Below are 26277 nucleotides of genomic sequence, written 5' to 3' on the forward strand. Positions count from 1 at the left end.
ATGAAAACTATCCTTCTATTATTGGCTCTGAGCTATATGTATCCTTCAGTGGGACAGAGCCCTGTGAATTTTACCGTATATGTCAAACAATTTGCCCATCAGGAAGGCAAGCTTAGAGTCGCGCTGTTTAACAGTGAGGGCAAGTATCTCAAAGAGGCCTGTAGAGAAATGGGAGCTGAAATAGATAACCTGGAGGTAGTAAGTGTAACCTTTGAAGGGCTTCCCAGTGGAGAATATGCCATTTCCATCTACCACGATGAAAACGGGAATGGCCAGCTAGATGCCAATTTCATGGGGATCCCAACGGAAGACTATGCCTTTTCGAATAATGCACCCAGTCGCTTTGGTCCTGCCTCTTACAGCGATGCCAGAATAGAAGTTTCTACTAACAATAACACTCACACCATTAACTTAAACTAAGATGAAAACTGTATTAATGATCCTCATGTTGGTAGCCGGAAGTGCTGCCGCACAGTCTAAGTATGAAGCAGCCGTCCTTAAAGGAAAAGACCTCCTCAAAGCGGCGGATGATCAGGAAGCCTATATGGGCTGTGCCAATTATTTTGAGCGTATTGCTCAAAAGGAAAGTAAGGAATGGTTGCCGCTTTATTATCATTCACTTAGTCTCACGCTCTGGGGAACAAGGGAGACCAACCCTGACACTAAGGAAAAAGTGCTGAATGATGCGCTCGCTTTAGTACAGAAAGCGAAGAAGATTGAAAAGAATTCTGAGCTGGCGGCGCTGGAGGGTTTTGTGCAAATGATGCGTTTGACCGTGGACCCTGCCACCAGGGGGCAAACTCTTTCGCCTACCATTTATGCGCTCTTTGGTGAAGCCATTGCTTTGGACCCTGAGAATCCACGTGCTGTTTTGCTCATGGGGCAAATGGAATTCGGAACCGCTCAGTTTTTTGGTAGTGGATTTGAAAAGGCATGTGGGTATATTCAAAGGGCTTACGATATATTTGAGCGAACACCAGATGAACTCACCACACTACCCACCTGGGGTAAGGGGATGGCTGAGGCCAGTTTGGCTCACTGCAACCAATGAGAATAACCCGAAAAACACTCATCCGCGAATTAAAGGAGATCTTCATCATCGCGCTGGTGGGCGCGCTCTTTAATTTTCTCACATCAAGTTTCACGGTATTGAATGTGGCCGTTTCTGTCACCATCTGGGTTTCCCTGAGTAAAGGCAACGGATATATTGTTGATTATCTGAACACAAAAATCTCCTGGGTAGAAAAGCCAATCACCAGGATCACGGTGGGGATGGTGTGCATGATGGCCTACACCATTTTCACTTTTGGGGCAGTGATTGTGTTATTCAAGTGGTGGAATAGCAATTCAGAGCTCCTCGATTTGATCAGAAATATCAGGTTTCAGGACTTTATCATCGCCATCCTTATCACTTTGATTATCAGCATGTTTTTTCACGGACGTGCATTTTACATCAACTGGAAAGAAGCATTGTTTAAGGTGGAAAAATTAAAAAATGAGAGTTTGAAGTCTCAGTATGAGTCTTTGCGCAATCAGGTGAACCCACATTTTCTTTTTAACTCACTCAATGTACTTAGTGAACTTGTGTATGAGGATCAGGGAAAGGCGGTTGAGTTTATTCGCAAGATGTCAGATGTCTATCGGTATGTATTGGAGCATAAGGACCAGGAGATGGTGCCTTTGGATGTGGAACTCGCCTTCCTGACTAGCTATGGCTTCCTTCAGAAGATCAGATTTGGGGATAATTTTGATCTAAGCATTGAGAAAAATGGAGAGGGGATGGTGCCACCGCTGGCTTTGCAGATGCTTGTGGAGAATGCGATCAAACACAATGTGGTTTCGTCAGCGAAGCCTTTACGTGTAGAAATTATTATATCGGATGATACAGTGATGGTCAGAAACAATGTGCAGGAAAAGCTGACTAAGGATTCCACGGGGATCGGTCTGAGCAATCTGAAAGCGCGCTACCAATACTTATCTGACCAGGAGGTGGTGATTAGCAATGATCAAAAGACCTTTGAAGTGACCCTCCCTTTATTGAAAATGAAAAGGTGAAATGAGCAAATGATTGTTTTTACAACATTGAACATATGAAATACATCATTTTAGAAGACGAAAAACTCGCAGCGGAGCGACTGAAAAAATTAGTGCTGGCCTCCAGGCCTGATTATCAGTGTGTGCTGACCATGGACTCGGTTGAGTCAGCAGTGATATCATTGCCAGCGCTCAGGGTAGATCTGGTCTTCATGGATATCCAGCTTGCTGATGGCAATTCATTCGACATCTTCGATCAGATCAAACTGGATGTGCCCATTATCTTCACAACGGCCTATGATGAGTATGCGCTGAAGGCTTTCAAAGCAAACAGCGTGGATTACTTGCTCAAGCCCATCGATCCGGAGGAGTTAGAGAAGGCCATACAAAAATTCGAAAGGCATGCCAACAAAGGAAATGAACAAGTTGATGGCCTTTTGAAATCGTTGCAACCGAAAGGCAAGGAGCGGTTTGTGGTAAAAGTGGGAGAACACTTAAAGACAGTGGAGACCGTGGATGTTCAATTGATCTATAGTCAGGATAAGGCTACCTATCTGTTTACCAAAGAAGGACGCAAATTTTTGGTGGACTATACGCTGGATAAGGTGGAAGATCTTTTAGGCGCAGACCAGTTCTTTCGGATCAGCCGAAAATTTATTGTTAACCTGAGCTGTATCAAAGACATCATTGCTTTCACCAACTCACGTTTGGAGATTGTGATTGCGGGATTTGAAGAAGAGCAGGTGATTGTGGCCAGAGAGCGTGTGTCTGAGTTTAAGGCATGGCTGGATCGATAAAACCCCGCGCCTTTGGCTCTGCCAAAGGCGCGGGGTTACTATCAAAATTTGGCTTTCAGTGCCAAAATGAAGTTCCGGCCCGGAGCTACCAGTCCCGAACTGTAGGGTCTGTATCGCTGGTCAGTCAGGTTTTCCATTCCCCCGGTAACTGTGAATGCATCATTGATCTGATACATGGCCTTCAGGTTGAGTGTATACCACGCAGGCGAATAAGGATCTCCGTTTTTATCCATGGCATAGAGGTAATCCTTGGCTTTTTCTTCTTCCGGCAGATCGGCAAAGCGCTTTTCTCCGTTGTACACCGCATAGAGTTGAATATTCAACCCTCCGGAGGCATAAGTGAGTTTCGTCACTCCAAACCAGGGCGCTGCATGTCGGGAGGGACTTTTAGTGCCATCATCAAGTTCTTCTTCGCCCCTCTGATAATTGTATTGGGTAGAAAAACCAAAACCTGCTGGCAACTTCACCTCCAGGCCTGCCTGAACGCCATGCACATTGGCAACTGCGGCATTCTGGATGGCCTGTACCTGGCTTAGTTCTCCATCATACATGATGCTATCTTCACCATTCAGTGTGAAATTCCGTCTCACCATGGCGTTTTCCAAAATGGTATAGTACCCGGTCAGGTCCAGTTTTACCGTTTCGTTAAACACTTTCGCAATCCCCAGCTCGGCATTGTAGGCATACTCAGCGGAAAGACCCGTATTGGGAATGACCACAGTACCCGGCTCAGAGTCGAAGACTTTCCCCAGGTCATCTACATTGGGTGATCTGAATCCGGTGGAGGCATTGGCACTCACCGACCAGGTTTGTCCTGGATGGTACAACATGCCAAGGCTTCCTGTAAAGGCTCCATCAGCGAGTGAAGCCTCCGATTCAGGAAATGGATAAAAGGGGAGGTTGTTGCTAAAATCAGCCTCCAGGGCATATAGATTGTATCGACCTCCGGCCTGAAGCATCCACTGTCCTGAAAGATTGTACTGGTAGGTAAGATACGCAGCGTATGACGACCAGGTAGACTCTGGGTATCTGGCAGGGCCAGTCACAGATTCACCAGTAGTAATGTCTTCATCCGTTCCACGCGAATCCACGTCGTTGGTGATCAGCTCCAGTCCGTAATAGATGTTTGCTTTAGGGCCAGGAGCCTTTGCGAAATCAAGATTGACAGAAAATGCGTTGACTTTCTCAAACCGGGAAGCCCGGGTGTCTCCGTTAAAATCCCTGTCGATGCGACTCTCCTCAAAATGCTGCTGAGCTGCTCTTAATGTCATCTGATCATATAGAGGATTTACTTGGCTGTTGGTCGCGGTAAAATTATTCATCATCCAGATTTGCGGTCCATAGTTCCATTCAGCACTTCGTGGTAACCCATTTTTATACCGAATGTGCCGATCGTAACGGGCATAATCTGAGGTTGCTGAATAGTGAAACCCATATTGGAAATCCCATCGGGCATTGGGCTTAAACCTGACCTTCTGCATCATGTTGATCTGCGTGTAACCCGAAGGGGCCTGAACCTTGGGATCGGGGTTGGTGACTACCACGTCCAGACTGTCCTGGCGTTGCACATAAATAGGCCTCAGGTATTCCTCTGGCCCATAGCTGCCCATTCGCAGGTCGCCGAAGTTGTAGCTGGAAATACTGGTCACGGTGGCCCATTTTTTCCAACCGATGGATACATCGAAGTGGCCAGTTTTTTCATTGTTGGCCGAGGCATACCTTGTCACTGCCTTTCCCGTGATCAGTGGCTTTTCGTCCAGTGAAAATTGGGGGGTAAGTGTTTGAAAGGCCATCACTCCACCGATGGCATCACTGCCGTAAATGATGGATCCGGGACCGAAAAGCACCTCAGCACTCTCTGTGGCAAAGGGATCGAGAGAGATTACATTTTGGAGATTTCCACTCCTGAAGATGGCAGTATTCATTCTGATACCATCTATAGTGTACAGAAGTCTGTTGGTAGAAAACCCACGAATCATCGGGCTACCGCCGCCCTGTTGACTTTTCTGAATAAATACTTCCCCGGATCCTCCCAACAAATCCGCTGCAGTTTGTGGGTTTTGTAAAGCAATGTCCTTCGGGGTGATGGTGATGATTTTGGATGGCACCTCCTGGCCCGTCTGGCTCCAGCGGGTGGCCGATACCACCACCTGATCGAGTGAGACTTGTGAGGAGCTCATTTCCACCAGAAAACCAGCCAGTTCGAGCTCATCAAAGCTCACGCTGATGGTCTTATATCCCATCATTCTGAAATCGATTCTGGAAGCTTTGATAAATGGATTGATTTTAACCTGACCTTGCGAGTTGGTGGTGAGTAGGGCATTGTGCTGGTTGCTCACCACGGTCACCAATTCCAGGGGATGGCCTGTTTCCAGGTCTTGCACCGTCACTACCTGGGCATATCCCAGACAAGCCATGGTCATTAATGACCATAGCATGATTGATCTTTTCATTCGATTTTTTTTGTGATTGAAAAAATGATTTCACTCCACACAGGAGTGCTGGCTCATGCTGCCTGCATGAACGCTTACCGAGAAGATCAGGATTGCTGGGGAGGAGGGAGAGGTGGTTTCTGCTGACGGTAGATAGGGGTCATCTCAAGAGTCTGTCTTTGAAAGGTCGAAGCTGAGGTGATGAATTTAAAAATAGGAATGGGGACACATATGAGCCCACTGGTGAAGGTTTCGACCCGTTCTCTGTTGGCTTCATGGTATGGATCTTTTCCGAATGCCTTGTTGACCAGCGCTTGTAGTTGTCGGTTGAGTCGGGTCTCTTCATGATCCCACCAGCACCTGTAGTAGGTGGTATCCCCATTTTGGTGCCTTTCTACCACGTCATACATTTCGCCCTGGTATTCAAATTCTTTGGAGTGTTCCCAGGAGAGCAACGAACTGTCTTTATGGGCTATTTTTAGAAGGATCAGGTCATTTTTATTGGTTTGGGCTATGAGCTGTCTTTTGATTTGTCTCTTTAACTGGTATTTCTCCACACGGAGCCAGGTGTACGTACCCATAAACGGTATGCTCAGGACACAGAGTAAAAGTATGGCTGGTATTTTTCCCAAGGAAGAGACTTTTTGCCAAATGTAAAGATTATCCCAGAGAGGAGTTACTGGATGGGAGGATAAAAAAGTGCGCGTCTGGTGCTCAGACGCGCACTGCCTGGTGTCTTTAGAAGCGTTTAATTATCAGCGTAGAACCTTCCCAAATAGCCTACAATGGCTTTCTTAAGTTCATAAGGGTCTATGGTGCCGTCTACCTGATAGATGATCTTACCGCCCGGAGCCACCAGTAGGGTATAGGGCAATGCCCCTTGCCAGTTGGGGTCCACGGCTTCAATGAGGTCATACATATTGTCACCGGAGTAGATGTAGTTGGTATTTGAAGCTTCCTTTTTGGTCAGAAACTCAAGGGCTTTGTCCTTTTTGGATAATTTATCGCCACTGATGGACACGAACTCAAAGTCTCTGCCGCGATACATCCTGTTGATGTCTACGAAATCCGGAAACTCCTGCACACAAGGTCCACACCAGGTGGCCCATATATTAATCAAACGGAGCTTTTCAGAGGTATTTTTTACCAGATCGGCCACCTCATCCACAGCAATGGGTTGGATGGTCACTTCTTCTTTTGACCAGCCCTCACGTTCTTTGGCCAGCCAATCGTTTTTCCAGGCCCATTTGATGGAGCACCCGAAAGTCTTGGTAGTAGGGGTAGAAGGTTGTTTGCCTGCCAACAATTCATCAAGTGTATTGATCAAATCTGTGGTTCTTGGAGTGATGTATGGATTTTCCGTATCATCTATTCGTCCTGAGTAGACCAACTTTCTGTCCTGATCGAACACAAACACGTGTGGTGTGGCGGCCGGACCATACTTGAGGGATGTCTGTTGTGAAGCTCCGTCGTAGAGATAGGTAAAGTTGTAGTTCATTTCTTTTACCCTCAGCTTCATATCCTCCAGATCGTCCGAAAGGTCACTGTAGCCAAGCTCGGAAAGGCTCACTGCATTCGGATCATTGGGTGAAATGGCCACAAAGTCAACGCCTTTTTTACTGTACTCGTCTACGATACTGATGAGCTTCTTTTCATATGCCTGGGCCGTAGGACAATGGTTGCAGGTGAACACTATGGCCAGGTATTTCTTTTTAAAGTCGGCAAGGGAATAAGTGTTGCCATCCGTGGCAGGGAGTGTGAAATCTGGTGCCAGACTCCCGATGGGCAAAGGATCTACTTTTTTGGAGTGATCCTGAGCTACAGCTTCAGCACCGATGACCATGACCAAAAGGAGCAAGAGGTAAGTGATTTTCATGTTGTTGGAATTATGGTTTGAGATTTATTCGCATCAGGTAACTATGTGCTGTCATGTAAAGCACTGTTTTGTCGGCATTGAAACCGCAGTTGGCAGTGGCCTGGCCGGTCATAATGGTGCCCAGGTGCTTGCCTTCAGGGCTGATCACCAGCACACCACCGGGCCCTGTTGCAAATAGATTTCCGGAGTTGTCTACCTTCAGGCCATCTGGCAACCCTTTGCGTTCAGGTCCCACCAATGGGGTTACATCCAGAAGGATTTTTCCGGTTGTAATGTTGCCATCAATGTCCAGTTCATAGGCATAGTATTTCGCCGCTTTTGGATCTGAAACTGCCACATAGAGGCTCCTTTCATCCGGTGAAAGGGCAATGCCATTGGGTCTGGTGAGTGAATCGATGAGTAAGGAAACCTGACCATCCGTTCCCATCTTGTATACTCCGTTGTATTCCAGTTCTTTTTCATCCCATTCATCCAGTCCATAAGGCGGATCAGTGAAATAATAAACACCTTCTTTGCTAATGGCTACATCATTGGGGCTGTTGTAACGCTTTCCGCTGTACGTAGAGGTGATTGGTAGAAAAGCAGACTTTGGTGCATCCAGAGAAGTGGCCATTTTGGCCAGTTGACGGTTCCCGTGCTGGCAAAGTATCAGATTACCCTCATTATCCAAAGCCAGTCCGTTGGCTCCTGGTTCGTGCTTATCCGTGCGGTCACCGTCATAACCCGATGGTTGGAGATAGATCGAAACACTGTCTTGTTCTGTCCACTTGTAGACGGTGTTTTTGGGAACATCTGAAAAGATCAGGGCATTTTGATCTTTCAGCCAGAGCGGACCCTCGGACCAGGTAAATCCGCTGGCCAGCACTTCGATTTTAGCTTCTGCCGGGATCAATAGATCCAGTTCGGGGAGGAGTCTTTCGATACTGCCGGTGGTTTCAAAAGTGGTTGGCACGGTTGATTCTGAGCTTTCAGACTTTGGTGGAGAGGTACAGGCCATGACCATGGAGCACACCGCGATGCACAAGGCCGAATATGTTTTCATCATAAGGACTAGTAAGTTTTGAGAAATGAAATTTAGGCAATTAATGCGGTCTCATGCTTACAGGATGTTTCGGATAGGGGTATCACCTGTACAGTGCTGGTTTCTTTTGCCATTAGGGCAAGGGCCTACAGATCACCACTACGGTTTGTGGTGGGGCCACACTGATGAGTGCAGTGCTCTCCGAAACTGAAGCTTTTGAATATGTATATGGAGGAGGATACTCCCGTGGAGGCCCCTGCATGCCAACGCGACTATGCATTTAGGGGCCCCAGAAGAGACTGATTACTTGGAAGATTGACCTGAAAGAGCGTCAGGTTGGTAAGGGCAACTGGTTTTAGGGGATTACTGCCCGTACTGCAAGACAGGCTCACCTTCTTCACATGCCACACCTGAAGGTTCCTGTGGAGTAGAGCAATCTGAAAAGATACCCCATTTGATATTGAAAGCTTCCTGAGCATCTCGGTGCTCGCTCACCAGAGAAAGAAACTTCACCGTATCAATGGTTTCTGAGTAGGCCAGGAATTTGACTGGCCCTCCGCAGGCTTTGGAGCCTACCGCGCTGAAGTCCCATTCTTCGGCACTGGTACAGGTCACGCTCTCCGCCATTGCGTGTATTTCTGACCACAATCGATCCAAATTGGCTTGATCACTTTCCTGAGACGGCTGGTCATCAGTACATCCCAGCACAGCGAATACTAAAAGATAAAGCAGGTTCTTCATGGACTTATTTTTAGCTCTAAAGACGCTATTACTTTCCTTTTAGTTGGAACTATGTAAGTTACGATTATAACTTATTGTTACGAATATCGTAATGTTTACTGATAGTCGTAACATATCGAATGGGAGGATCAAATAAGAAAAATGGCCGACAGCTTCTGCTGCAAACGGGTAGAACACTGTTCTGGAAATATGGCGTCAGACGGATATCAGTTGAGGAGGTCTGCAAAAGTGCCGGGGTGAGCAAAATGACCTTTTATCGGTCTTTTGAAAACAAAGAAGATCTGGCTTTTCAGGTGCTCAAGGGATTTATCACGGAGGGTATGGACTCATACCGAGCCGTCATGAAGCAGGACATACCCTTTCGGGAGAAGATCGCAAAGGTGATTGCCCTAAAGCACCAACAGTCTGTTGACATCAGTCAGGAATTCATTCAAGAGATTTACCAGTCTACAGACTCAGTTTTAAGTGCTTATATTGAAGAAAGCCGGAAAGAGATGCTAAGCGAAATCATGTATGATTTGTTTATGGCTCAACAAAATGGATGGATTCGCCGGGATACCAAGTTAGAATTCATCCTTTATATGCTCAATAGCCTCAACGACAAGATGATGGACGAAAGGTTTCTTTCCATGTATGAGGATAAGCATGACGCCATAATGGATCTTACCAATTTCTTCTTTTACGGGATATTCCCCTCCGAGCAACCAGAATGAGACGCAAATTACTCTTTTGTTGGGTTTATCTATTAGCGCTGCAGATAGCTCTGGCACAGCCCAGGCTTGAATTTGATGGGCAGGTTTCTGCTGTTGGGAGCTATAGTCCGGAGAATCAATTCCCACTTTTCTCAGGAGGACGATATATCCCCGAGCTGGGTTATGGGGTTGAGTTAGATTCAGGGAAAGCCTTCGATTTGGAAGCTTCAGTGAATATAGCTGGTTCGGTATTTTTCCAGCCTTTCGACACTGGCAGCTGGAATGGCAGCATCAACGCTTACCGACTTTGGGCCAGGTATACCGGCAAGCAATTTGAGGTACGGGTAGGCTTACAGAAAATTGATTTTGGGGTTGCCACCATGCTTAGGCCACTTCAGTGGTTCAATCAGATCGATCCACGTGATCCTCTTCGGCTGACCAATGGAGTTTATGGGGTTTTGGGGAGGTATTATTTTCTCAATAATGCCAATATCTGGCTTTGGGGTTTGTATGGAAATGAAAAAGCACGAGGGTTGGATGCTTCCGGGACTTATGCCCAACATCCTGAGTTTGGGGGCAGGGTACAATATCCTGTTTCCCGAGGGGAGATTGCTCTTTCGTATCATCATCGGACAGCTGACGCCCGGCTGCTAATGGACGCACCACAATTTGCCCAGATTCCGGAAGACAGGTGGGGAGTTGATGGTAAATGGGACGTGAATGTTGGGTTGTGGTTTGAGGTGTCACACATTCGAAAACAGAAGGATTTGGGTGACCTTACCAACCAAACCTTCCTCAACCTCGGGGCTGATTACACCTTTGGAATTGGGAATGGGCTGAACATGGTGGTGGAGCACCTCATAGCGGGGTATGATTCGCGTTTGCTTGGGTTTGGTCACAGAGGGCATATCACTGCAGCTATGATGGCATATCCACTTGGCTTTTTTGATCAGTTGAGTGCCTTGTTTTTCTACAACTGGGCAGCAGGTGATCCTACCTTTTTTCTGAATTACGAACACCAATTCAAGGCCCTTGTTGGGTATATCATGCCCTTTTATAGTCCCAGGATACAAAAAGGCATACAAGAAAATGACCTGGTAAATTCCATATCAGGCCCTGGTCTAAGGCTGATGTTGGTTTACAATCATTAAACAATCACTAAAATGAGCGAAGAAAAGATCATATCGATTGAAAATGTCACCAAAAGATTCCCCGTGGGGGATGGTGAGTTTACGGCCTTGAAAGACATTAACCTTGAGTTTCGAAAGGGAGAATTTGCGGGACTGGTAGGACCTAGTGGGTCTGGCAAAACCACCCTGCTCAACATTATCGGGTCATTGGATAGTCCGTCTGAAGGAAGAGCCATCGTAATGGGAAGGAATATTTCTGATCTTTCCCATAAGGAATCAGCCCTTTTGAGGAATTTGCACCTTGGTTTCATCTTTCAAGTGTACAATCTGCTGCCGGTCTATACGGTCTATGAAAATGTAGAATTCTCCCTTTTGCTCCAAAATAAAACATCAGCGGAACGGAAGAAGGCCGTCATGCAAGCCCTTGAATGGGTAGGTCTTCAGGATATGGCAGACAAGAAACCTTCGAAACTTTCGGGTGGCGAAGGTCAACGTGTGGCCATTGCCAGAGCAATGGTGAAAAAACCGGATATCGTTTTGGCCGATGAGCCTACAGCCAATCTGGATGCGAAAAATGCTCATGCCATCATTCAGACCATGAAGGATTTGAATAAAGCCCTCCAAACGACCTTTATTTTTTCTACCCACGATGAAAAAGTAATGAGCTATCTGGATCGAATGATTCATCTGGAAGATGGTAAAATCGATCAGGACGAACACATTTCTCACCAGATGTCAAAGCCATGAAACTAGCCTTCATATTAGCTTATAAAAACCTTGTTGGATCTGGTCTGCGTACCTGGCTCAATGTGAGCGTATTGTCCTTTGCCTTTGTCTTAATCATTTTTTACAATGGCATGATCGATGGGTGGAACGAGCAGGCGAGACGTGATGGTATTGCCTGGGAGTACGGTGGCGGACACCTACTCAATGGTGATTATGATCCCTATGACCCATTCACTTTGCAGGACGGTCATGATACTTTACAGACCAACGAAAATAAGGGTTTGATTCCCGTACTGATGCGGCAGGCTTCCATTTATCCCGAAGGACGCATGATGTCGGTGATCCTTAAGGGAATTGATCCGGGCCAAACCACCCTGAAACTGCCTACCCAGCTTCTTGCTGAGCGTAGCGCCGACCTCCCGGTAATTATTGGGAAACGGATGGCTGAGGCTACCAATCTGGAAGTGGGTGATGAAGTGCTCATCCGGTGGCGGGATAAGGATGGAACTTATGATGCTGGGAGGGCGACAGTGGTTGATGTTTTTGATACCAATGTGCCAGCAGTAGATAATGGCCAGATGTGGATTTCTATTCATCAGCTCTGGCAAATGACCGGATTGCAAAATCACGCAACACTTTACATCTCAGAGACAGCCAGAAACTCGATGGAGGTAGAAGGCTGGGAATTTAAGTCGCAGGGGGAGCTTCTGCAGGACCTGAGCGATATCATAGAAATGAAAAAAGTGAGTGGATCTATTATGTACTTGCTGCTGCTGGCCATTGCCCTGCTGGCCATTTTCGATACTCAGGTGCTTTCCATTTTCAGAAGGCAAAGGGAGATAGGAACCTACATCGCTCTGGGAATGACTCGTCTGAGGGTGGTTTGGCTGTTCACCATTGAAGGGAGCATGTACAGCCTGCTGGCAACTGCTGTAGGTTGCATTTATGGCATTCCCTTATTCATTTATATGGCCACGGCTGGTATCGGCATGCCCACTGCTTCTCAAAACTCGGGAGTAATAGTGGCGGCAAGAATATTCCCTGTTTATGGAGCAGGACTGATTTTAGGTACAATGGCTCTGGTGGTGGTTTCTGCTACCATTGTCAGTTTTCTGCCCGCCAGGAAAATCTCGACAATGAACCCTGTAGATGCCTTAAAAGGTAAAATACAATGATAAAATTTCTCTTAAAAGGAATCCTTGGGGATAAAACACGAAGTGTTTTACCCGTCATGATTATCACCATCGGAGTGGCTTTGACCATTTTACTGAGTGGTTATATGCGCGGAGTGATGGGAGATATGATCGATCAAAATGCTCGATTTGAAACCGGGCATGTAAAAGTAATGTCTCGTGCCTACGCTGAAAATAAAGATCAGCTACCCAATGATCTGGCGCTATTGGGAGTAGGCGAGTTGAATGAATCTCTGGCGAAGCAATTTCCTGAGATGCAATGGGTGAACAGGATCAAATTTGGAGGATTGATTGATGTGCCTGATGACCTGGGAGGATCCAAAGGTCAGGGTCCTGCAGCTGGGACGGCCGTGGCGTTGTTTTCCACAGAGAGTGGTGAAGACGTGCGGATGAACATTTCCTCTTCGATAGTGAAGGGAAGTATGCCCAGCCACTCTGGTGAGACTTTGGTTGGGCACGACTTTGCTGAAAAGCTGCACATTCAGATTGGGGACGAAGTGACCTACATGGGCACTACTATGAATGGCAGCATGGCTTTCGAAAACTTTGTGGTGAGTGGCACGGTGAAGTTTGGCACCACTGCGCTGGACAGGGGAGCCATCATTGTAGATATTACCGACGCCCGACGAATGCTTGATATGGAAGATGGAGCAGGAGAGGTGCTGGGCTATTTCAAGAGTGGAGCTTACGATGACTCACGCGCCATTGCCATGAGCGAAACATTCAATGGTCAGTATGCTGATGATTCTGATGAATTTGCTCCGGAGATGTTTCCCTTGAGGACACAAAATAACCTCTCGAGTTTCCTTGATTATGTGGACTCTTTTTCTACCCTGTTTGTGGTGATTTTCGTTTTTGCTATGTCCATTGTATTGTGGAATACGGGCCTACTGGGGGGATTGCGGCGATATCAGGAGTTTGGAATCCGACTGGCACTGGGTGAGGAAAAAGGCCATATCTATCGAACCTTGATCTATGAGGCAATTCTAATCGGGGCCATAGGATCAGTCTTCGGTACCATCGTGGGCCTTGGTGGGGTGTATTACCTGCAGGTGGTAGGGATTGATATCACAGGTATGCTGGATGATAGTACCATGATGATGCCCTCCGTACTTCGAGCATCGTTCACCTCCGACTTGCTCTATATTGGCTTTATTCCGGGGTTGGTGGCAATGGTTCTGGGAAATGCGCTTTCCGGAATTGGCATTTACAGAAGAGAAACAGCCACACTTTTCAAAGAACTAGAAGTTTGAAATGGTTTTTAAGACAAAATGAAGACATCACAATGAAGCTAGCGTTTGCAATACTTATTCTTTGCAGTGCATTTCTGCAGACAAATCCGGATGCCGGTAAAATCCTTGAGAAAGTGGATTACAACATGACTTCTGACACCCAGATTGTGGAGTCAGATATGGTCATTCACGGAAGGAGAAATAGTCGTACTGTGACCTCCAAAGGGTATTCAAAGGGAAATGATCAATCCTTTACGGAATATCTGGCGCCTGACAGGGAAAAGGGAACCAAAATGCTAAGAATGGACGATCGGTTATGGATTTACTCACCCGCTACAGACCGTACGATCCAGCTTTCCGGTCATATGCTGAAGCAATCGGTCATGGGTTCCGACCTGTCTTATGAGGACATGATGGATGACCGCAAACTGATAGAGATGTATGACGCCAAAGTGATTGACGAAGAGGAGGTGGAAGGCCGGAGCGCCTGGGTACTCGATCTGGTGGCCAAAGTGGATGATGCCACCTATGAGCAGCAGAAACTATGGATAGATCAGGAAAGGTTTGTGCCGCTGAAAGAAGAAATGTATGCTAAAAGTGGTCAGTTGCTGAAGCGCGTAACCCTCTCCAATGTAGAGAGGATTGGGGACCGATGGTTTCCTAAAAAAATGAATTATAAAGACGTGCTGAAGGATGGGGAGGGTACGGATTTTATCGTGAAGAGTATTCAGATTAATCCTGAAATTCCGGATTACATTTTCAGTAAGGCCTCATTGAAGAAATAGGAGTATCTCTATGGAGCTAAAAAGTTTCGTCCATATTTACCTTATGGAGTACCAACCCTGAGGGCGGAGCTACGTGCATGACCTTGTGCGTGTGGTCTGTTTCCATAGATAATGACTGGTCTAAGTCATCCATGCTCCATAATCCTCTTCCGGTTTCGAATAGAGCGCTCATCATCATCCGTACCTGATAGCGTATAAAACCGTGCGCTTTGACCGAAAACGCAAAAGAATCCTGTGGAATAAAACTGCCAGTTACATACTCGTTGGGTATGATCTGAGCAGATAAGATTTCCCTTTGGAGTTCCGTTTCCGCGGAAGGTTTTTGGGTATACCTTCCGAAATAGTGATTGCCTTCAAATTTTCTCGCGGCTAATTTCATCTTGTCAATATCCAAGTCTTGCCTCACATGGTGTATGAGGGGCGAGGAAAAGGGGTGTGGCTTTCTTCCGAAGCTGAAGTAATAGTGATACGTTTTGCTTCTGGCGCCCTGAATGATGTTGAACCCCTGATGTGTAGGAGCTACCGATCTGGCAGAAATATCCGCAGGGAGGTGTTTACTGAGTTGATGCAGAAGCTGCTCCGGGACGATGGCTTTATTCAGAAACAGCTCCAGTACATAATCTTCGGCGGATACTTTGGCATCTGTTCGTGAGCAGCCCAATGTTTTGAAGGGAGCACTCTTTAAAATGACTTTCAATGTATCATCTATCGCCCCGTGAATACTCGGGAGCGAGGGTTGTTTTTGCCAGCCATGGTAGTTATGGCCCAGAAATTGGATTCTGATCAAATAGAAATGAGTCCAGGAGGCCATTTTACCAGTCGATCGGTCGGTAGTCTTTCAGGAACTTCCCGCACCAGTGCTTGCCCGTATTGATTCCGTCAAACAGCGGGTCGAGTACCCGGGCGGCACCATCCACTATGTCTAATGGTGGCTGGAAGTCATGAACTTCCGTTTTATGTCTGGCCAATTCTGCCGGATCTTCGTCCGTCACCCACCCCGTATCCACAGCATTCATATAGATGCCATCTTTGGCAAAATCCGATGCTGAAGTGTGAGTCATCATGTTGAGGGCAGCTTTGGCCATATTGGTGTGCGGGTGCCGGTCTTCCTTATAGAATCGATGGAATTTGCCCTCCATTGCTGATACGTTCACAATGTGCTTTTTGCCGGTGTTTTCTTTGCGCATCAATCGGGAAAGCCTGTTGCAAAGCACAAATGGAGCTACTGCGTTGACCAACTGCACTTCGACCATTTCCGGGGTTTCTATTTCGCCCAGTTTTAACCGCCAGCTGTTGGTTTTGCGTAGGTCTACCTGTTGCAGGTCTGCATCCAGCTTGCCTTCAGGGAATACTTCCTGGGTCTGAAGGGAGTTGTCGAAGCTATAGGGAATCTGCGAGAGTTTTGCCGAAGCACGCAGCCCTATACCAGGCTCCGGAGCATTCCAGGCCACCGGTAGGTTCTGGTTTTTAGTTTTTGAAGGGGCCAGTTCCTGCAGCTCAGAGAGGCAATAGAGGTGGTCGGAAAGGAGCCCTCTGGTGAGCAGAGGCAATTCATTCGTATTCATTTCCTCATTGGCCATTAGGTGTTTGTAAAACCCTGCCGGTCTTCTCACAGTCTGTGCGGCATTATTGATCAGGATGTCCAGACGGTCATACTGATGCTCTATGAAGTTGCAGAAAATCTCCACGGAGGGAATGTGTCTCAGATCCAGCCCGTGGATTTTGAGGCGGTGACTCCAGGATTTAAAATCGTTCTCTTTGGCAAATCTGAGGGCAGAGTCCACCGGAAACCTGGTGGTAGCCACTACCGTAGCCCCGGCTCTGAGCATCATGAGGGTAATGTGATACCCGATTTTCAGTCTGGAGCCCGTGATGATGGCTACCTGACCCGTGAGGTCGGCGGTCTGAAAACGCTTCGCATAGTTGAAATCTGCGCATTCCGGGCACATAGCATCATAGAAATGGTGGACCTTGGTGTACACTGCTTTGCATACGTAGCAGTTTCTGGGTGATTCCAGCTCGGGTGCTGCCTCGTGCTCTTTCCCCGTAAGGGAAATTAGTTTGGGCGCCTCAAAAACTACAGACTCCCGGGCACTGCGAATACCGGTGGTTTTACGGATGTGCTTATCCCGTTCCACCATTTTTCTCTTGGCGGCTTTTTTGGCATCTTTTCTTCGCTTGTCAAATTCTGCCCTGTCTGGTCGTGTAAGGGCGCCAGCTGCTTTTAGTAGGGCAATGCGTTGTTCTTCGGGGAGTTCAAATAGTTGGGTGGTATCTCCCAAAAGGCTCTCCAGCACAGTGATGCACTGATTGATCTGTTCCTGAGTGATGGGTGCAGCAGCGTCTGCTCGCATAAGTAATTGGATTGTTGAAGTTTATGGGCGCAAAGGTAGTGCTAGATCATAAATATGAAGCTATCTGCGTCAGCATAGTTGATTCTCTTAATGAGGTTTAAGCCGTTGATTTCGAAGGGAACTGAACCACCACGCGGGTGCCATCGGTGGTGGAACTGATGTTGATCTGGCCACTGTGCTCCTGAATGATCCGATGGGCCATAGACAGACCGAGACCTTTTCCCAGTCCCGGATCTTTGGTGGTGAAAAATGGATCAAAAACCTTGTCCAGATCGGTGGGAGAGATGCCTGTTCCATTATCGGAGATGTCCACTTCGATGAGGTTTTGTTCTGTAAGCAATTTCGTGGTGATGGTAATCAAGCCATTTTTGTCAAAGGACTGGATGGCATTGCTGATGATGTTGAGAAAAACCTGATGCAACTGACCTTCATTTCCTACAAAAAGAATGTCCTGTTGGTGATAGGTTTTAAGCACCTTACCCTTGTACTTGATTTCATGATTGAGGATTTGCAGGCAGTTATTGATAATGGCGTGAAGGTTACATAGTCCCAATTTTTTTTGATTGGACCTATTGAAATGATCCAGGCTTTTTGTGATTTCGTGAATGCGCCCGATCCCTTCTTTGATGGTTTGAAGACCTTCTTCCTGGACGGCACAGAGCTCATTATCATCCTCAAATGATTCCGGCTGCCTGATGGCACATTCCAGGTTATGCAGGCCACCCATGATGAAGTTTAGTGGGTTGTTGATTTCATGCCCCACTCCGGCAGTAAGTGTACCAATAGAGGCCATTTTGGCTGTTTCCACCAGGTGTTCCTGAGTTCGCCTAAGCTCAGAAAGCGTCTTGCTGAGCATTTCTTTCTGAGTAGTGAGTTCCTGATTGGCACGCCTAAAGTCTTCGTTGGCGGCTTCCAGCTCTTGCGTTCGTGCCTTCACCAGTTCTTCAAGACCTTTTTGGTAAGCTACTATTTTTCGTTCTGCGTTTTTCTGATTGGTGATATCTCTGATCACAGCCTGGATATAATTTTCTTCCTCCAGCGCTACCAGACTAAGGTTTATAGAGGCCTCAAAGACTTCTCCATTGAGTTTGCAATGCTGCCATTCGAAAGACTGTGATACGCCTTCGAAAGCCTTCTGAATAAATTTTGGTGCCTTTTCCTTTGAAAGCTGACCGTCGGGTTGCTCCACCGGACTAAAGTCAATCGGAGTTTTTCCGATTATATCCCGAGCTGTACAATCAAATAAGGTCAGTGCCTTTTGGTTGCAGTCCACAAAGACCCCCTCATCAAACAGCAGAATGGCGTCATTAGAGGTTTCGAAGAGCATTTTATATTTCTGCTCCTTGGTGATCAGTTCGGCACTGTGCTTGCGGATCACCGAAAAGTTGTGCAAGATGGCCTTTCGGTAAATCTGACTCCCAAATAAAAGGGTAAATGAGGCCAGAAAAATGACTGCTCCGTCCAACAGCCAAACTGCATTGTGTGAGGTGTAGTTGGTTTGATAAGTGATATCGGTGAAGACCCCCGAAACGAAAAGACCTCCGAAGATGACGTAAGTGATCAGCAGGAGGAGTGAGACCAGAATGGCCTTCTGATGTGAAAGCACAAAAGAGGTGAGGACTGGTAGTACCACAATGAGGGCTTTTGCTGAAGCGACAAAGCCAAGCTGATACAATCCCACGGTGATGACCACATAAATGGCAATGAGTAGGCCTGCGGCTTTGAGGTTGTGGCTGACCTTGTTGCGGAAGATCAGTAAAAGTACTAAAAGGATCACCACACTGGTATGAATGGTGAGCACCACCGTCATGTTTTTGTATACAGCCCTGATTACATTCAATATGAGAGAAATGATACCCAGAGAAGAAAAAATAATGAGGGCTAATTCTATAATCTTGTTTTGGATATCCTCCAGGTTATGTTCCTCCTCTAATTGAGTGAGCATGGGTGGTTGGGTTAGATTGGTCAGGAAAAAAGGACAATATAAGGTATGATTGTTTCAAATAGAAGCCATACGAAAGGGTCTTATAGATAGGCCATAATGGTATGAAAGAACCCTTCCTGAGCGACCTTAGTATATATTATGAATGAAAAAAGTGCTATTGTTGCAAAAGAAGCTTATTAATGTGCCGCCTTTCATCAAATAAGTCTATTAAAAGTACTGGATAGCGCGTATTATTACTGAGTCTGCTTTACAAAAATATTCTGAATGCCAGCTGTGGGTTTATAGGTTAAAATTGTAAAAATTTAGTGAAATGCACATATTCGATTTAATAGCCCTGATCATTTTCGTTTCAGGCTTATTCATCTTTTTGAATACGCTTTACCTGAAATTGCCCTCGTCCCTGGGACTGATGATTCTCACCCTTATCCTTTCAGTGGTAATACTGATGACTGAAATTTTGTTTCCGCAGTGGGAAATTGCGACAGAGATTAAGTCCTTTGATTTTCGGGATGTTCTCAATCAAATGGTCATTAGTGTGATTCTCTTTGCGGGAGGATTAAACATGGACATCAATAAGCTAGGAACCCAAAAACTTCCGATCATCATTCTGTCCATTGTTGGTGCCATCATATCCACTCTGGTGATAGGGACCATACTCTACTATGTACTCAATGGGCTGAATATAGAGATTAGCTACATGTACAGCCTCGTTTTTGGAGCGGTGATTTCTTCTACAGACCCCATTTCATCCTCTAACACCACCAAAAGGTTTTCATTGCCAAAAATACTTGAGATCAAGCTGGAAGGCGAGTCACTGTTCAATGGGGCATTCTCTGTGGTATTGGCATTTGTGCTCTACCACGTGGCTATCGTCACCGGGGATCAGGACATCACGTTCGTCACATTTGCCCAAATCTTACTATTGGAGATTCTGGGAGGAATCACCATCGGGGTGTTGATGGGCTTTATTGGTTTCAGGCTCTTAAAATTCATCGATAATGACGATGTGCATATTGAGGTTTTGATCACCATTGCGCTGGTTCTTGTGGGATCCTTTATCTCAGGTTTCTTTAGCATCTATTCTAAAATGGTTTCGTTGATTATGGGTCTATTGATTGGTTATCTCAGCAGAGGAGGCGCCAATCCGGTGAAAAAAGGTGAGGAAATTGTGGGGTCTTATGTCTATAAATTCTGGAACCTGATGGAAGAGACCATGGCGGTGATGCTCTTTGTGTTGATGGGGCTGGAAATGCTGGTTTTGGACTGGCGTATGGAGTTCTTTGCGGCTGGTTTTATCGCAGTGAATGTGGTGTTGTTCGGCCGGTGGGTGAGCATTTTCATTCCGGTGAAACTGATGTCTGGCAGATTCGATTTTGATAAAAACACTATTCCAGTAATGACCTGGGGTGCATTCAGAGGTGGTTTACCTATCGCCCTGATATTGGCCCTGCATAACTTTCCGGGAAAGGAACTACTGATCACCATGACTTATGTGGTGGTGGTGTGCTCTATTCTGTTTCAGGGGTTCACTTTACCAATTATGATGAGAGAGCGCTTCGTCAATCGGGTAGCATAACGTTTGAAATAAACATAACAAGACAGGCCGCTCAAATGCTTTTGAGCGGCCTGTTTTATTTATGGGGCAGGTGTTTTGAAGTCAATGCCCGTGTCCATGACCGTCTTCTTCACTGTTTTTACCTTTAGCCAGCAGGGTGAAGGCTCCTTGCGTCACCAGATCGATGGTGCTGAGGTCCAGCGTAGGGTCAGCCAATGAGACTTCTGAAAAACCATCTTCACTGATTCCTTTATTCACCTCGATCATCTCATAGGCATAATGCGGCTCACCATTTTCCATTTTCTTTTCCAGGAAGGTGAAGACATAATGCCTGCCTCCAAAGCGCACTATGGCCTCATCGGGAGCAGCCCACACCGCATGAGTGCCCGTTTCTATTCGGGCTGATACATACATGCCCGGCAGTAAATCCGCCGATTCTTCTTTTAAGTGACCATGCACCGTCACCGTGCGATCTTCTCTGACTCCACTGCCAACGAGAAATACTTGGGCCTCGCGCCAGGTATTGAGATTGTTGGCCAGCGAGAAGCGGATACGCTGACCCTTTGCCACCAGGGGAATGTCATCCTCAAAGACGGAGAGTTCTACATGGAGATCTTCGGAGTTGGTGATGTTCATAATGGCATCCTGAGGGCCTACATATTTGCCCACATTGGTGAAAACCTCCCGGACTGAGCCATTCTCTGGAGAGTAGATCCTTACACTGGAAGAGATCTCACCTGCCTGCACCTTTTGGAGATCAAACCCAATGAGCTTTAGACGGGCTTCCATAGACTTGATCCTGGCTTCATTGGATAGGTAAGCACTTTTGGCTTGCTGGAAACTCTTTCCTGAGGCCACTTTTTCATCATATAGTGATGATTGTCGCTCGAAATCTGCCTTTAAGTACTCACGATTCGCCAGCCCTTCCAGGTACTCCTGCTGAAACTGGATAAACTGGGGGTTTTCTACCGAAACCAGAAACTGACCTTTTTTCACCCGGGTACCAGGCAACATTTCTGTATACTTCACAAAACCACCATAGGGTAAATTGATGGAGACGTTGCTTTGTGGCGGAACATCGATGATGCCACTTACACGTAACTCTGACCCGATGGTTCTCTGCTCTATTTTACCGAGCTGGATATCTGCCAGGTCATACTGTGCCTGGGTCAGTTCTACTATATTCCCTTCGTCATGTTCTTCATCCTCCGTTTCATTCACAGGTGAAGAACAGGAGATCAATAGGGGAGTCAGGAGTGCCCATGCGATATAAATAAGATGATTGAATTTTATGTTTTTCATGATTTCGTTTTTAGAGAATACCAGAGATGTAACTGATCCGAATAAGTGTCTGGTTATATTGGTTGAGGATATCGAGATAATTGAATTTGATAGAAAGGGCACGGTCCAGGCCTTGTACATACTCTACATAGCTGATTTCTCCACTCGCAAACCCTTTTTGGGACTGCTCCAGAATGAGTTCTGTCTGAGGAAGTGCATTTTCCTGATAATACGACAAGCTGGACAAGGATTTTTGATGCTGCTGAATGAGAGCGCTTAGCTGCCCGTTAAGCTCATTGGTCATCGCTTCCAGCTGGAGGTTTGTTTGCTGTTTTTTCAGCTCTGCTGCTTTGACCTCTGAGACCTGTGCATTCGCTCCGAAAAGCGGGATGGCAAGGCCCACCTGAAATCCTGTAAATCGGTCTCCTGAGGAGTATACAATAGGGTCTCCGGCGCGGGTCTGGCCAGGTCCGTTGAGCGATTGATTGAAATACCCCAGTCTGATGTCGGGGAGCAGTTGAGACTTTTCCAGTGATTTTTGCCTGTCGGCCACTTCAATTTGTTGTTGGTACCACACCAGAGTGGGGTTATCAGAGATGCTTGGTTCTTCGGACAAATGGAAATCTTGCTGCAAAAGCATCGGCTCCATCTCTATACCGATGTTGTCGGTGGTGTTGAGTAGGGTTTTTAGCTGTGTCCTGAGTATTTCAATGTCAACCCTGGTCTGCTGAATCCTTACTGCGATTTCGGCTACCTGAGAGGCTGCAGTGGCCTTTTCAAGTAGGTTGCTTTCACCCGTTTCATACCGGAGAGTGGCCGATTCTGCAAAGCGTTGGAAGATACTGTCCTGGCTCAGAAGCAATTGAAGCCTGCTTTCTTGCCACCACCATTCATACCATGTGGCCTTCACCTGTTGCTTCAGTTCATTGGCCGAGGCTAAATAACGTCTCTCCTGACTCTCAATTTGTGCGCCAGATAATTTCCTCTGGTTGGCATACACAGTAGGGAAAGCCAGGCTTTGGCTGATGTTGAATTGGTTATCATCGGTATAGGCACTGTTATACTGACCATGTGTAAGAGAAAGCTCCGTTTTCGGGATGCTCCAGCTTGCACCTTTGAGCACGCGTTGTTGCTCGGTTTGCAGGTCTATGGCCCTGAGACCCGGGTTATTTTCCAAGGCCAGGGTCATAGCCTCATCAGCCGAGAGGTACCGTACTCCTGACTCCTGTGCGTAGGAAGGTGTAGCATATAAACAAGCCGTTCCCAGCAGCAAAAGCAGGAGTGCTCCTGGTCTGAGTTTGATGCTTTTCTCAAAATAGTAGTACAGTACTGGTAGTACCACGAGCGTAAGCAGGGTGGCCGTAATGAGCCCGCCAATGACCACTGTGGCCAGTGGTTTCTGTACTTCTGCACCGGCAGAGACAGACAGGGCCATGGGCAGGAAGCCCATAGAGGCAACCGCGGCTGTTAAAATTACTGGTCGCAGACGCACGTGTGTTCCCTGATAAATTCGCTCGAAAACATCAGCGACACCATTAGATTTCAGCCGGTTAAACTCTGATATGAGTACGATTCCATTGAGTACTGCCACTCCAAACAAAGCAATGAATCCAACTCCCGCGGAGATACTAAAGGGCATGCCCCTCATCCAGAGGGCTAAAATGCCACCGATGGCCGAAAGCGGAATGGCGGTAAAGATCAGAATGCCCTGTTTTACTGACCCAAAGGTGAAATACAACAGAACGAAAATAAGCAGAAGTGCCAGGGGCACTGCAACGGCCAGTCTCTGGCGTGCCTCCACCAAATTTTCAAATTGGCCACCATAGGATATGGCATACCCTGGTGCCAGAACTACTGAGGCTTCTATTCTTCTCTGGATCTCTGTGACAATGCTCTCCACATCCCTGTTTCTGACATTGAAGGCCACGATGATTCTTCTTCGGGTGTCATCACGTTGAATCTGGTAAGGCCCATCTTTGATGGAAACATCCGCCACCTGATAGAGCGGAATCTGATGACCGTCCGGTCTTACTACGTAGAGGTTGCGTACATCATCCAGGTTGCTTCTGTTGCTTTTGCTGAGTCTTACTACCAGATCGAATCGTTTCTCACCTTCGTAAACAAGGCCAGCGGAAGAGCCGGCAAAGGCGGCCTGAATGGTTTGATTAACCTCCCTCACATTGAGACCAAACTTGGCCAGCTGATCCCTTTTATAGTCGATCACTATTTGAGGGATTCCAGTGACCTCCTCTATATATAAATCGACAGCCCCATCTACCTCAGAAACAATTTTGCCGATCTGCCCTGCGTAACCTGATAGGCTCTCCAGGTCTTCACCATAGATTTTAATCGCCACATCCTGACGCACTCCTGTCATGAGTTCATTAAATCGCATTTGGATGGGCTGCTGAAAACCAAAGGTCACACCGGGGATGACTGAAAGGGCCGCCGACATTTGATTGGCCAAGTCTTCGCGGTTGGAAGCGGATACCCATTCGCTTCGGTCTTTGAGGATGATCATGAGGTCTGCTGCCTCGGGAGGCATGGGATCCGTGGGGATCTCCCCTGAGCCAATTTTTGATACCACCTGTTCAATTTCGGGAAACTGGGCCAGGAGTATTTTTTCAGCTTGCGTGGTGGCTTTGATGGTGTTTTGGAGCGAACTGCCGGAAATCACCCTGGTTTCTACGGCAAAGTCGCCCTCCTCCAGCGTGGGGATAAACTCGCCACCCATGGTGGAGAATACCCACAAGGAGCATGCGAAAAAGGCTGCTGATAGAGTCAGTATCAGAACTCTTTTATGCATGACCCATCGGATGGTTGGGGAGTATGTTTTATGAAAAAAGGACATGATTTTATCCGAAATATTGGCTTTGTATTCGGTTTTCTTACTTAAAAACATGGCGGAGGCCATTGGTACATAGGTAAGCGAGAGAATGAATGCACCTAATATTGCAAAACTCACTGTCTGAGCCATTGGGCCAAACATTTTGCCTTCGGTTCCTACCAGCGCCAGAATGGGCAGGTATACAATCAATATGATTATTTCGCCAAAAGCTGCCGAATTCCGAATCTTACTGGCGGACTGATAGACCTCCTCATCCATCTCAGACTGAGTGAGTTTCCTTCCCAGTCTAAGCAAGCCCAGATGGTGCATGGTGGCTTCCACAATGATCACCGCACCATCCACGATCAGGCCGAAATCAATGGCCCCGAGACTCATCAGGTTGCCCGAAACACCGAATAGATTCATCATGGAAAAAGCAAATAACAAAGCCAGGGGAATCACTGAAGCCACAATGAGACCCGCTCGTAAGTTGCCCAGGAGCAGCAATAAGACAAAGATCACAATGAGAGCTCCTTCTGTCAGGTTTTTGGTAACAGTGCCAATGGCATTATCAACCAGTTTAGTTCTGTCGAGAAATGGCTCTATGGTTACTCCCTCAGGCAAGGTCTTTTGAATTTCTTCAATTCGGGATTTCACATTGTGAATAACGTCAGCGGAGTTCTCACCTTTCAACATCATCACAATGGCACTCACCACTTCTCCGTTTCCATTTTTGGTGGTGGCCCCATACCGAATGGCACTCCCAAGCTGCACCTTCCCGATGTTCTTGATCAGGACTGGTATGCCATCCTGATTGTTCTTAATTACGATGTTACCTATATCCTCCAGACTACTGATGAGTCCCTCACTGCGAATAAACAGCGCAGAGAGCCCCTTTTCTATGTAGGCACCGCCGGTGTTTTCGTTATTGGCCTCCAGGGCACGAAGTACCTCACCTATGGATACATTCATAGCCTTGAGATGATCTGGATCTACGGCGATTTCATATTGTTTGAGGTACCCACCAAAGCTACTGACGTCCGCTACTCCGGGTGTGCCGAGCAACTGCCTACGCACAATCCAGTCCTGAATGCTCCTCAGTTCACGGGCATCATAGCGGTCTTTATAGCCAGGTTGGGTGCCTATCACGTATTGATAGATTTCTCCGAGACCCGTGGTGATGGGAGCCATGCCGGGCTTGCCCACACCAGGTGGAATCTGAGCTTCTACAGCAGCCATCCGCTCGTTGACCTGCTGCCGGGCCCAGTAAACATCGACTTTTTCTTTAAAGACGATGGTGACCACTGATAAGCCAAACCGAGAGAAAGAACGAATTTCCTCAATCTCCGGAATGGTGGCCATCGTGATTTCCACCGGGTAGGTAATGAGTCGCTCTACTTCCTCGGCGGACAATGAAGGCGAGGTGGTAATCACTTGCACCTGATTGTTGGTGATATCGGGGACTGCATCAATAGGCAGTTGCCGAAGGGAATATCCGCCCCAAACGACAAGCCCTAAAGTGAACAGGCCGATGATCAGTTTATTTTGAACTGAAAATCGAATGATTTTATCAAGCATAAGTAATGATGATTAGCTTAAATTCTGTAAATAAATGATGTCTAAATCCCAGAGGAATTCAGGAAGAGGTTTGAGGAT

21 protein-coding genes are annotated in these 26277 nt (G+C 46.8%); 11 read left to right on the plus strand and 10 right to left on the minus strand.

The window, feature by feature from the left end:
• From GV030_RS02565 to GV030_RS02580, 4 genes are read left to right on the plus strand one after another with little or no spacing between them, the layout of a single operon-like run.
• Window positions 1-420 carry a DUF2141 domain-containing protein gene (locus tag GV030_RS02565; RefSeq protein WP_159579494.1) on the plus strand — a complete coding sequence of 140 codons (420 nt, stop codon included), beginning with the start codon at window positions 1-3 and terminating at the stop codon, window positions 418-420.
• Window position 421: 1 nt separating this feature from the next.
• On the plus strand, window positions 422-1051 hold the full coding sequence (locus GV030_RS02570; protein ID WP_159579496.1) for a hypothetical protein: 630 nt from the start codon (window positions 422-424) through the stop codon (window positions 1049-1051).
• Window positions 1048-2055, plus strand: a complete 1008-nt coding sequence (locus tag GV030_RS02575; RefSeq protein WP_159579498.1) for a sensor histidine kinase — start codon at window positions 1048-1050, stop codon at window positions 2053-2055. The genes GV030_RS02570 and GV030_RS02575 overlap by 4 nt, the downstream gene beginning before the upstream one ends.
• Before the next feature lie 35 nt (window positions 2056-2090).
• Window positions 2091-2831, plus strand: a complete 741-nt coding sequence (locus GV030_RS02580; protein ID WP_159579500.1) for a LytTR family DNA-binding domain-containing protein — start codon at window positions 2091-2093, stop codon at window positions 2829-2831.
• 41 nt (window positions 2832-2872) lie between these two features.
• Here the strand turns inward: GV030_RS02580 and GV030_RS02585 are convergent, their stop codons facing one another.
• From GV030_RS02585 to GV030_RS02605, 5 genes are all read right to left on the minus strand, one after another.
• Complete coding sequence (locus GV030_RS02585) at window positions 2873-5284, minus strand: TonB-dependent receptor (protein ID WP_159579502.1); 2412 nt, start codon at window positions 5282-5284, stop codon at window positions 2873-2875.
• A gap of 86 nt (window positions 5285-5370) precedes the next feature.
• A complete protein-coding gene (locus GV030_RS02590; RefSeq protein WP_159579504.1) occupies window positions 5371-5895 on the minus strand; it encodes a hypothetical protein in 525 nt (174 codons plus the stop codon).
• A gap of 116 nt (window positions 5896-6011) precedes the next feature.
• Entirely contained in the window at window positions 6012-7139 is a 1128-nt protein-coding gene (locus GV030_RS02595) for a redoxin domain-containing protein (protein ID WP_159579506.1), read from the minus strand.
• A 10-nt stretch (window positions 7140-7149) separates the two neighbouring features.
• Window positions 7150-8184 (minus strand): SMP-30/gluconolactonase/LRE family protein, encoded by a 1035-nt coding sequence (locus tag GV030_RS02600; RefSeq protein WP_255465039.1) that lies wholly within the window; start codon window positions 8182-8184, stop codon window positions 7150-7152.
• A 339-nt stretch (window positions 8185-8523) separates the two neighbouring features.
• Window positions 8524-8901 (minus strand): hypothetical protein, encoded by a 378-nt coding sequence (locus GV030_RS02605; protein ID WP_159579508.1) that lies wholly within the window; start codon window positions 8899-8901, stop codon window positions 8524-8526.
• Window positions 8902-9020: 119 nt separating this feature from the next.
• On the opposite strand from GV030_RS02605, the gene GV030_RS02610 reads away from it, so the two are divergent.
• The 6 genes from GV030_RS02610 to GV030_RS02635 are packed head-to-tail and all read left to right on the plus strand — an operon-like array spanning window position 9021 to window position 14659.
• A complete protein-coding gene (locus tag GV030_RS02610) occupies window positions 9021-9614 on the plus strand; it encodes a TetR/AcrR family transcriptional regulator (RefSeq protein WP_159579510.1) in 594 nt (197 codons plus the stop codon).
• Window positions 9611-10744 (plus strand): hypothetical protein, encoded by a 1134-nt coding sequence (locus tag GV030_RS02615; protein ID WP_159579512.1) that lies wholly within the window; start codon window positions 9611-9613, stop codon window positions 10742-10744. The genes GV030_RS02610 and GV030_RS02615 overlap by 4 nt, the downstream gene beginning before the upstream one ends.
• A 12-nt stretch (window positions 10745-10756) precedes the next feature.
• Entirely contained in the window at window positions 10757-11470 is a 714-nt protein-coding gene (locus GV030_RS02620; protein WP_159579514.1) for an ABC transporter ATP-binding protein, read from the plus strand.
• Window positions 11467-12624 carry an ABC transporter permease gene (locus GV030_RS02625; protein WP_159579516.1) on the plus strand — a complete coding sequence of 386 codons (1158 nt, stop codon included), beginning with the start codon at window positions 11467-11469 and terminating at the stop codon, window positions 12622-12624. The genes GV030_RS02620 and GV030_RS02625 overlap by 4 nt, the downstream gene beginning before the upstream one ends.
• Window positions 12621-13895, plus strand: coding sequence for an ABC transporter permease (locus tag GV030_RS02630; RefSeq protein WP_159579518.1), 1275 nt, complete (start codon window positions 12621-12623; stop codon window positions 13893-13895). The genes GV030_RS02625 and GV030_RS02630 overlap by 4 nt, the downstream gene beginning before the upstream one ends.
• A 32-nt stretch (window positions 13896-13927) precedes the next feature.
• Window positions 13928-14659, plus strand: a complete 732-nt coding sequence (locus GV030_RS02635; RefSeq protein WP_159579520.1) for an outer membrane lipoprotein-sorting protein — start codon at window positions 13928-13930, stop codon at window positions 14657-14659.
• Between the two features lie 16 nt (window positions 14660-14675).
• Here GV030_RS02635 and GV030_RS02640 read toward each other — a convergent pair whose 3' ends face one another.
• The 3 genes from GV030_RS02640 to GV030_RS02650 form a co-directional block, all read right to left on the minus strand.
• Entirely contained in the window at window positions 14676-15470 is a 795-nt protein-coding gene (locus GV030_RS02640) for a tRNA pseudouridine(38-40) synthase TruA (RefSeq protein ID WP_159579522.1), read from the minus strand.
• Between the two features lies 1 nt (window position 15471).
• Window positions 15472-17013, minus strand: coding sequence for an SDR family NAD(P)-dependent oxidoreductase (locus GV030_RS02645; RefSeq protein WP_159579524.1), 1542 nt, complete (start codon window positions 17011-17013; stop codon window positions 15472-15474).
• Between the two features lie 97 nt (window positions 17014-17110).
• The gene (locus GV030_RS02650; RefSeq protein WP_159579526.1) at window positions 17111-18958 is read right to left on the minus strand and encodes an ATP-binding protein; all 1848 of its coding nucleotides are present in this window, start codon (window positions 18956-18958) and stop codon (window positions 17111-17113) included.
• A 310-nt stretch (window positions 18959-19268) separates the two neighbouring features.
• Here GV030_RS02650 and GV030_RS02655 point away from each other — a divergent pair, with 310 nt between their 5' ends.
• The gene (locus tag GV030_RS02655; protein ID WP_159579528.1) at window positions 19269-20534 is read left to right on the plus strand and encodes a sodium:proton antiporter; all 1266 of its coding nucleotides are present in this window, start codon (window positions 19269-19271) and stop codon (window positions 20532-20534) included.
• Between the two features lie 81 nt (window positions 20535-20615).
• Here the strand turns inward: GV030_RS02655 and GV030_RS02660 are convergent, their stop codons facing one another.
• The gene (locus GV030_RS02660; RefSeq protein WP_159579530.1) at window positions 20616-21815 is read right to left on the minus strand and encodes an efflux RND transporter periplasmic adaptor subunit; all 1200 of its coding nucleotides are present in this window, start codon (window positions 21813-21815) and stop codon (window positions 20616-20618) included.
• A 10-nt stretch (window positions 21816-21825) separates the two neighbouring features.
• Complete coding sequence (locus tag GV030_RS02665) at window positions 21826-26199, minus strand: CusA/CzcA family heavy metal efflux RND transporter (protein WP_159579532.1); 4374 nt, start codon at window positions 26197-26199, stop codon at window positions 21826-21828.
• Between the last annotated feature and the right edge of the window lie 78 nt (window positions 26200-26277).

This window comes from Marinoscillum sp. 108 (genome assembly GCF_902506655.1).
GTDB classification, from domain to species: domain Bacteria; phylum Bacteroidota; class Bacteroidia; order Cytophagales; family Cyclobacteriaceae; genus Marinoscillum; species Marinoscillum luteum.

Bases quoted from the DNA above. Each gene is read 5' to 3' on its own strand.
- GV030_RS02595 (WP_159579506.1), bottom strand. From the start codon at position 7,139: ATGAAAATCACTTACCTCTTGCTCCTTTTGGTCATGGTCATCGGTGCT.
- GV030_RS02605 (WP_159579508.1), bottom strand. From the start codon at position 8,901: ATGAAGAACCTGCTTTATCTTTTAGTATTCGCTGTGCTGGGATGTACT.
- GV030_RS02630 (WP_159579518.1), top strand. From the start codon at position 12,621: ATGATAAAATTTCTCTTAAAAGGAATCCTTGGGGATAAAACACGAAGT.
- GV030_RS02620 (WP_159579514.1), top strand. From the start codon at position 10,757: ATGAGCGAAGAAAAGATCATATCGATTGAAAATGTCACCAAAAGATTC.
- GV030_RS02585 (WP_159579502.1), bottom strand. From the start codon at position 5,284: ATGAAAAGATCAATCATGCTATGGTCATTAATGACCATGGCTTGTCTG.
- GV030_RS02640 (WP_159579522.1), bottom strand. From the start codon at position 15,470: ATGGCCTCCTGGACTCATTTCTATTTGATCAGAATCCAATTTCTGGGC.
- GV030_RS02575 (WP_159579498.1), top strand. From the start codon at position 1,048: ATGAGAATAACCCGAAAAACACTCATCCGCGAATTAAAGGAGATCTTC.
- GV030_RS02570 (WP_159579496.1), top strand. From the start codon at position 422: ATGAAAACTGTATTAATGATCCTCATGTTGGTAGCCGGAAGTGCTGCC.
- GV030_RS02625 (WP_159579516.1), top strand. From the start codon at position 11,467: ATGAAACTAGCCTTCATATTAGCTTATAAAAACCTTGTTGGATCTGGT.
- GV030_RS02635 (WP_159579520.1), top strand. From the start codon at position 13,928: ATGAAGCTAGCGTTTGCAATACTTATTCTTTGCAGTGCATTTCTGCAG.
- GV030_RS02600 (WP_255465039.1), bottom strand. From the start codon at position 8,184: ATGATGAAAACATATTCGGCCTTGTGCATCGCGGTGTGCTCCATGGTC.
- GV030_RS02660 (WP_159579530.1), bottom strand. From the start codon at position 21,815: ATGAAAAACATAAAATTCAATCATCTTATTTATATCGCATGGGCACTC.
- GV030_RS02665 (WP_159579532.1), bottom strand. From the start codon at position 26,199: ATGCTTGATAAAATCATTCGATTTTCAGTTCAAAATAAACTGATCATC.
- GV030_RS02615 (WP_159579512.1), top strand. From the start codon at position 9,611: ATGAGACGCAAATTACTCTTTTGTTGGGTTTATCTATTAGCGCTGCAG.
- GV030_RS02655 (WP_159579528.1), top strand. From the start codon at position 19,269: ATGCACATATTCGATTTAATAGCCCTGATCATTTTCGTTTCAGGCTTA.
- GV030_RS02565 (WP_159579494.1), top strand. From the start codon at position 1: ATGAAAACTATCCTTCTATTATTGGCTCTGAGCTATATGTATCCTTCA.
- GV030_RS02610 (WP_159579510.1), top strand. From the start codon at position 9,021: ATGGGAGGATCAAATAAGAAAAATGGCCGACAGCTTCTGCTGCAAACG.
- GV030_RS02650 (WP_159579526.1), bottom strand. From the start codon at position 18,958: ATGCTCACTCAATTAGAGGAGGAACATAACCTGGAGGATATCCAAAAC.
- GV030_RS02580 (WP_159579500.1), top strand. From the start codon at position 2,091: ATGAAATACATCATTTTAGAAGACGAAAAACTCGCAGCGGAGCGACTG.
- GV030_RS02645 (WP_159579524.1), bottom strand. From the start codon at position 17,013: ATGCGAGCAGACGCTGCTGCACCCATCACTCAGGAACAGATCAATCAG.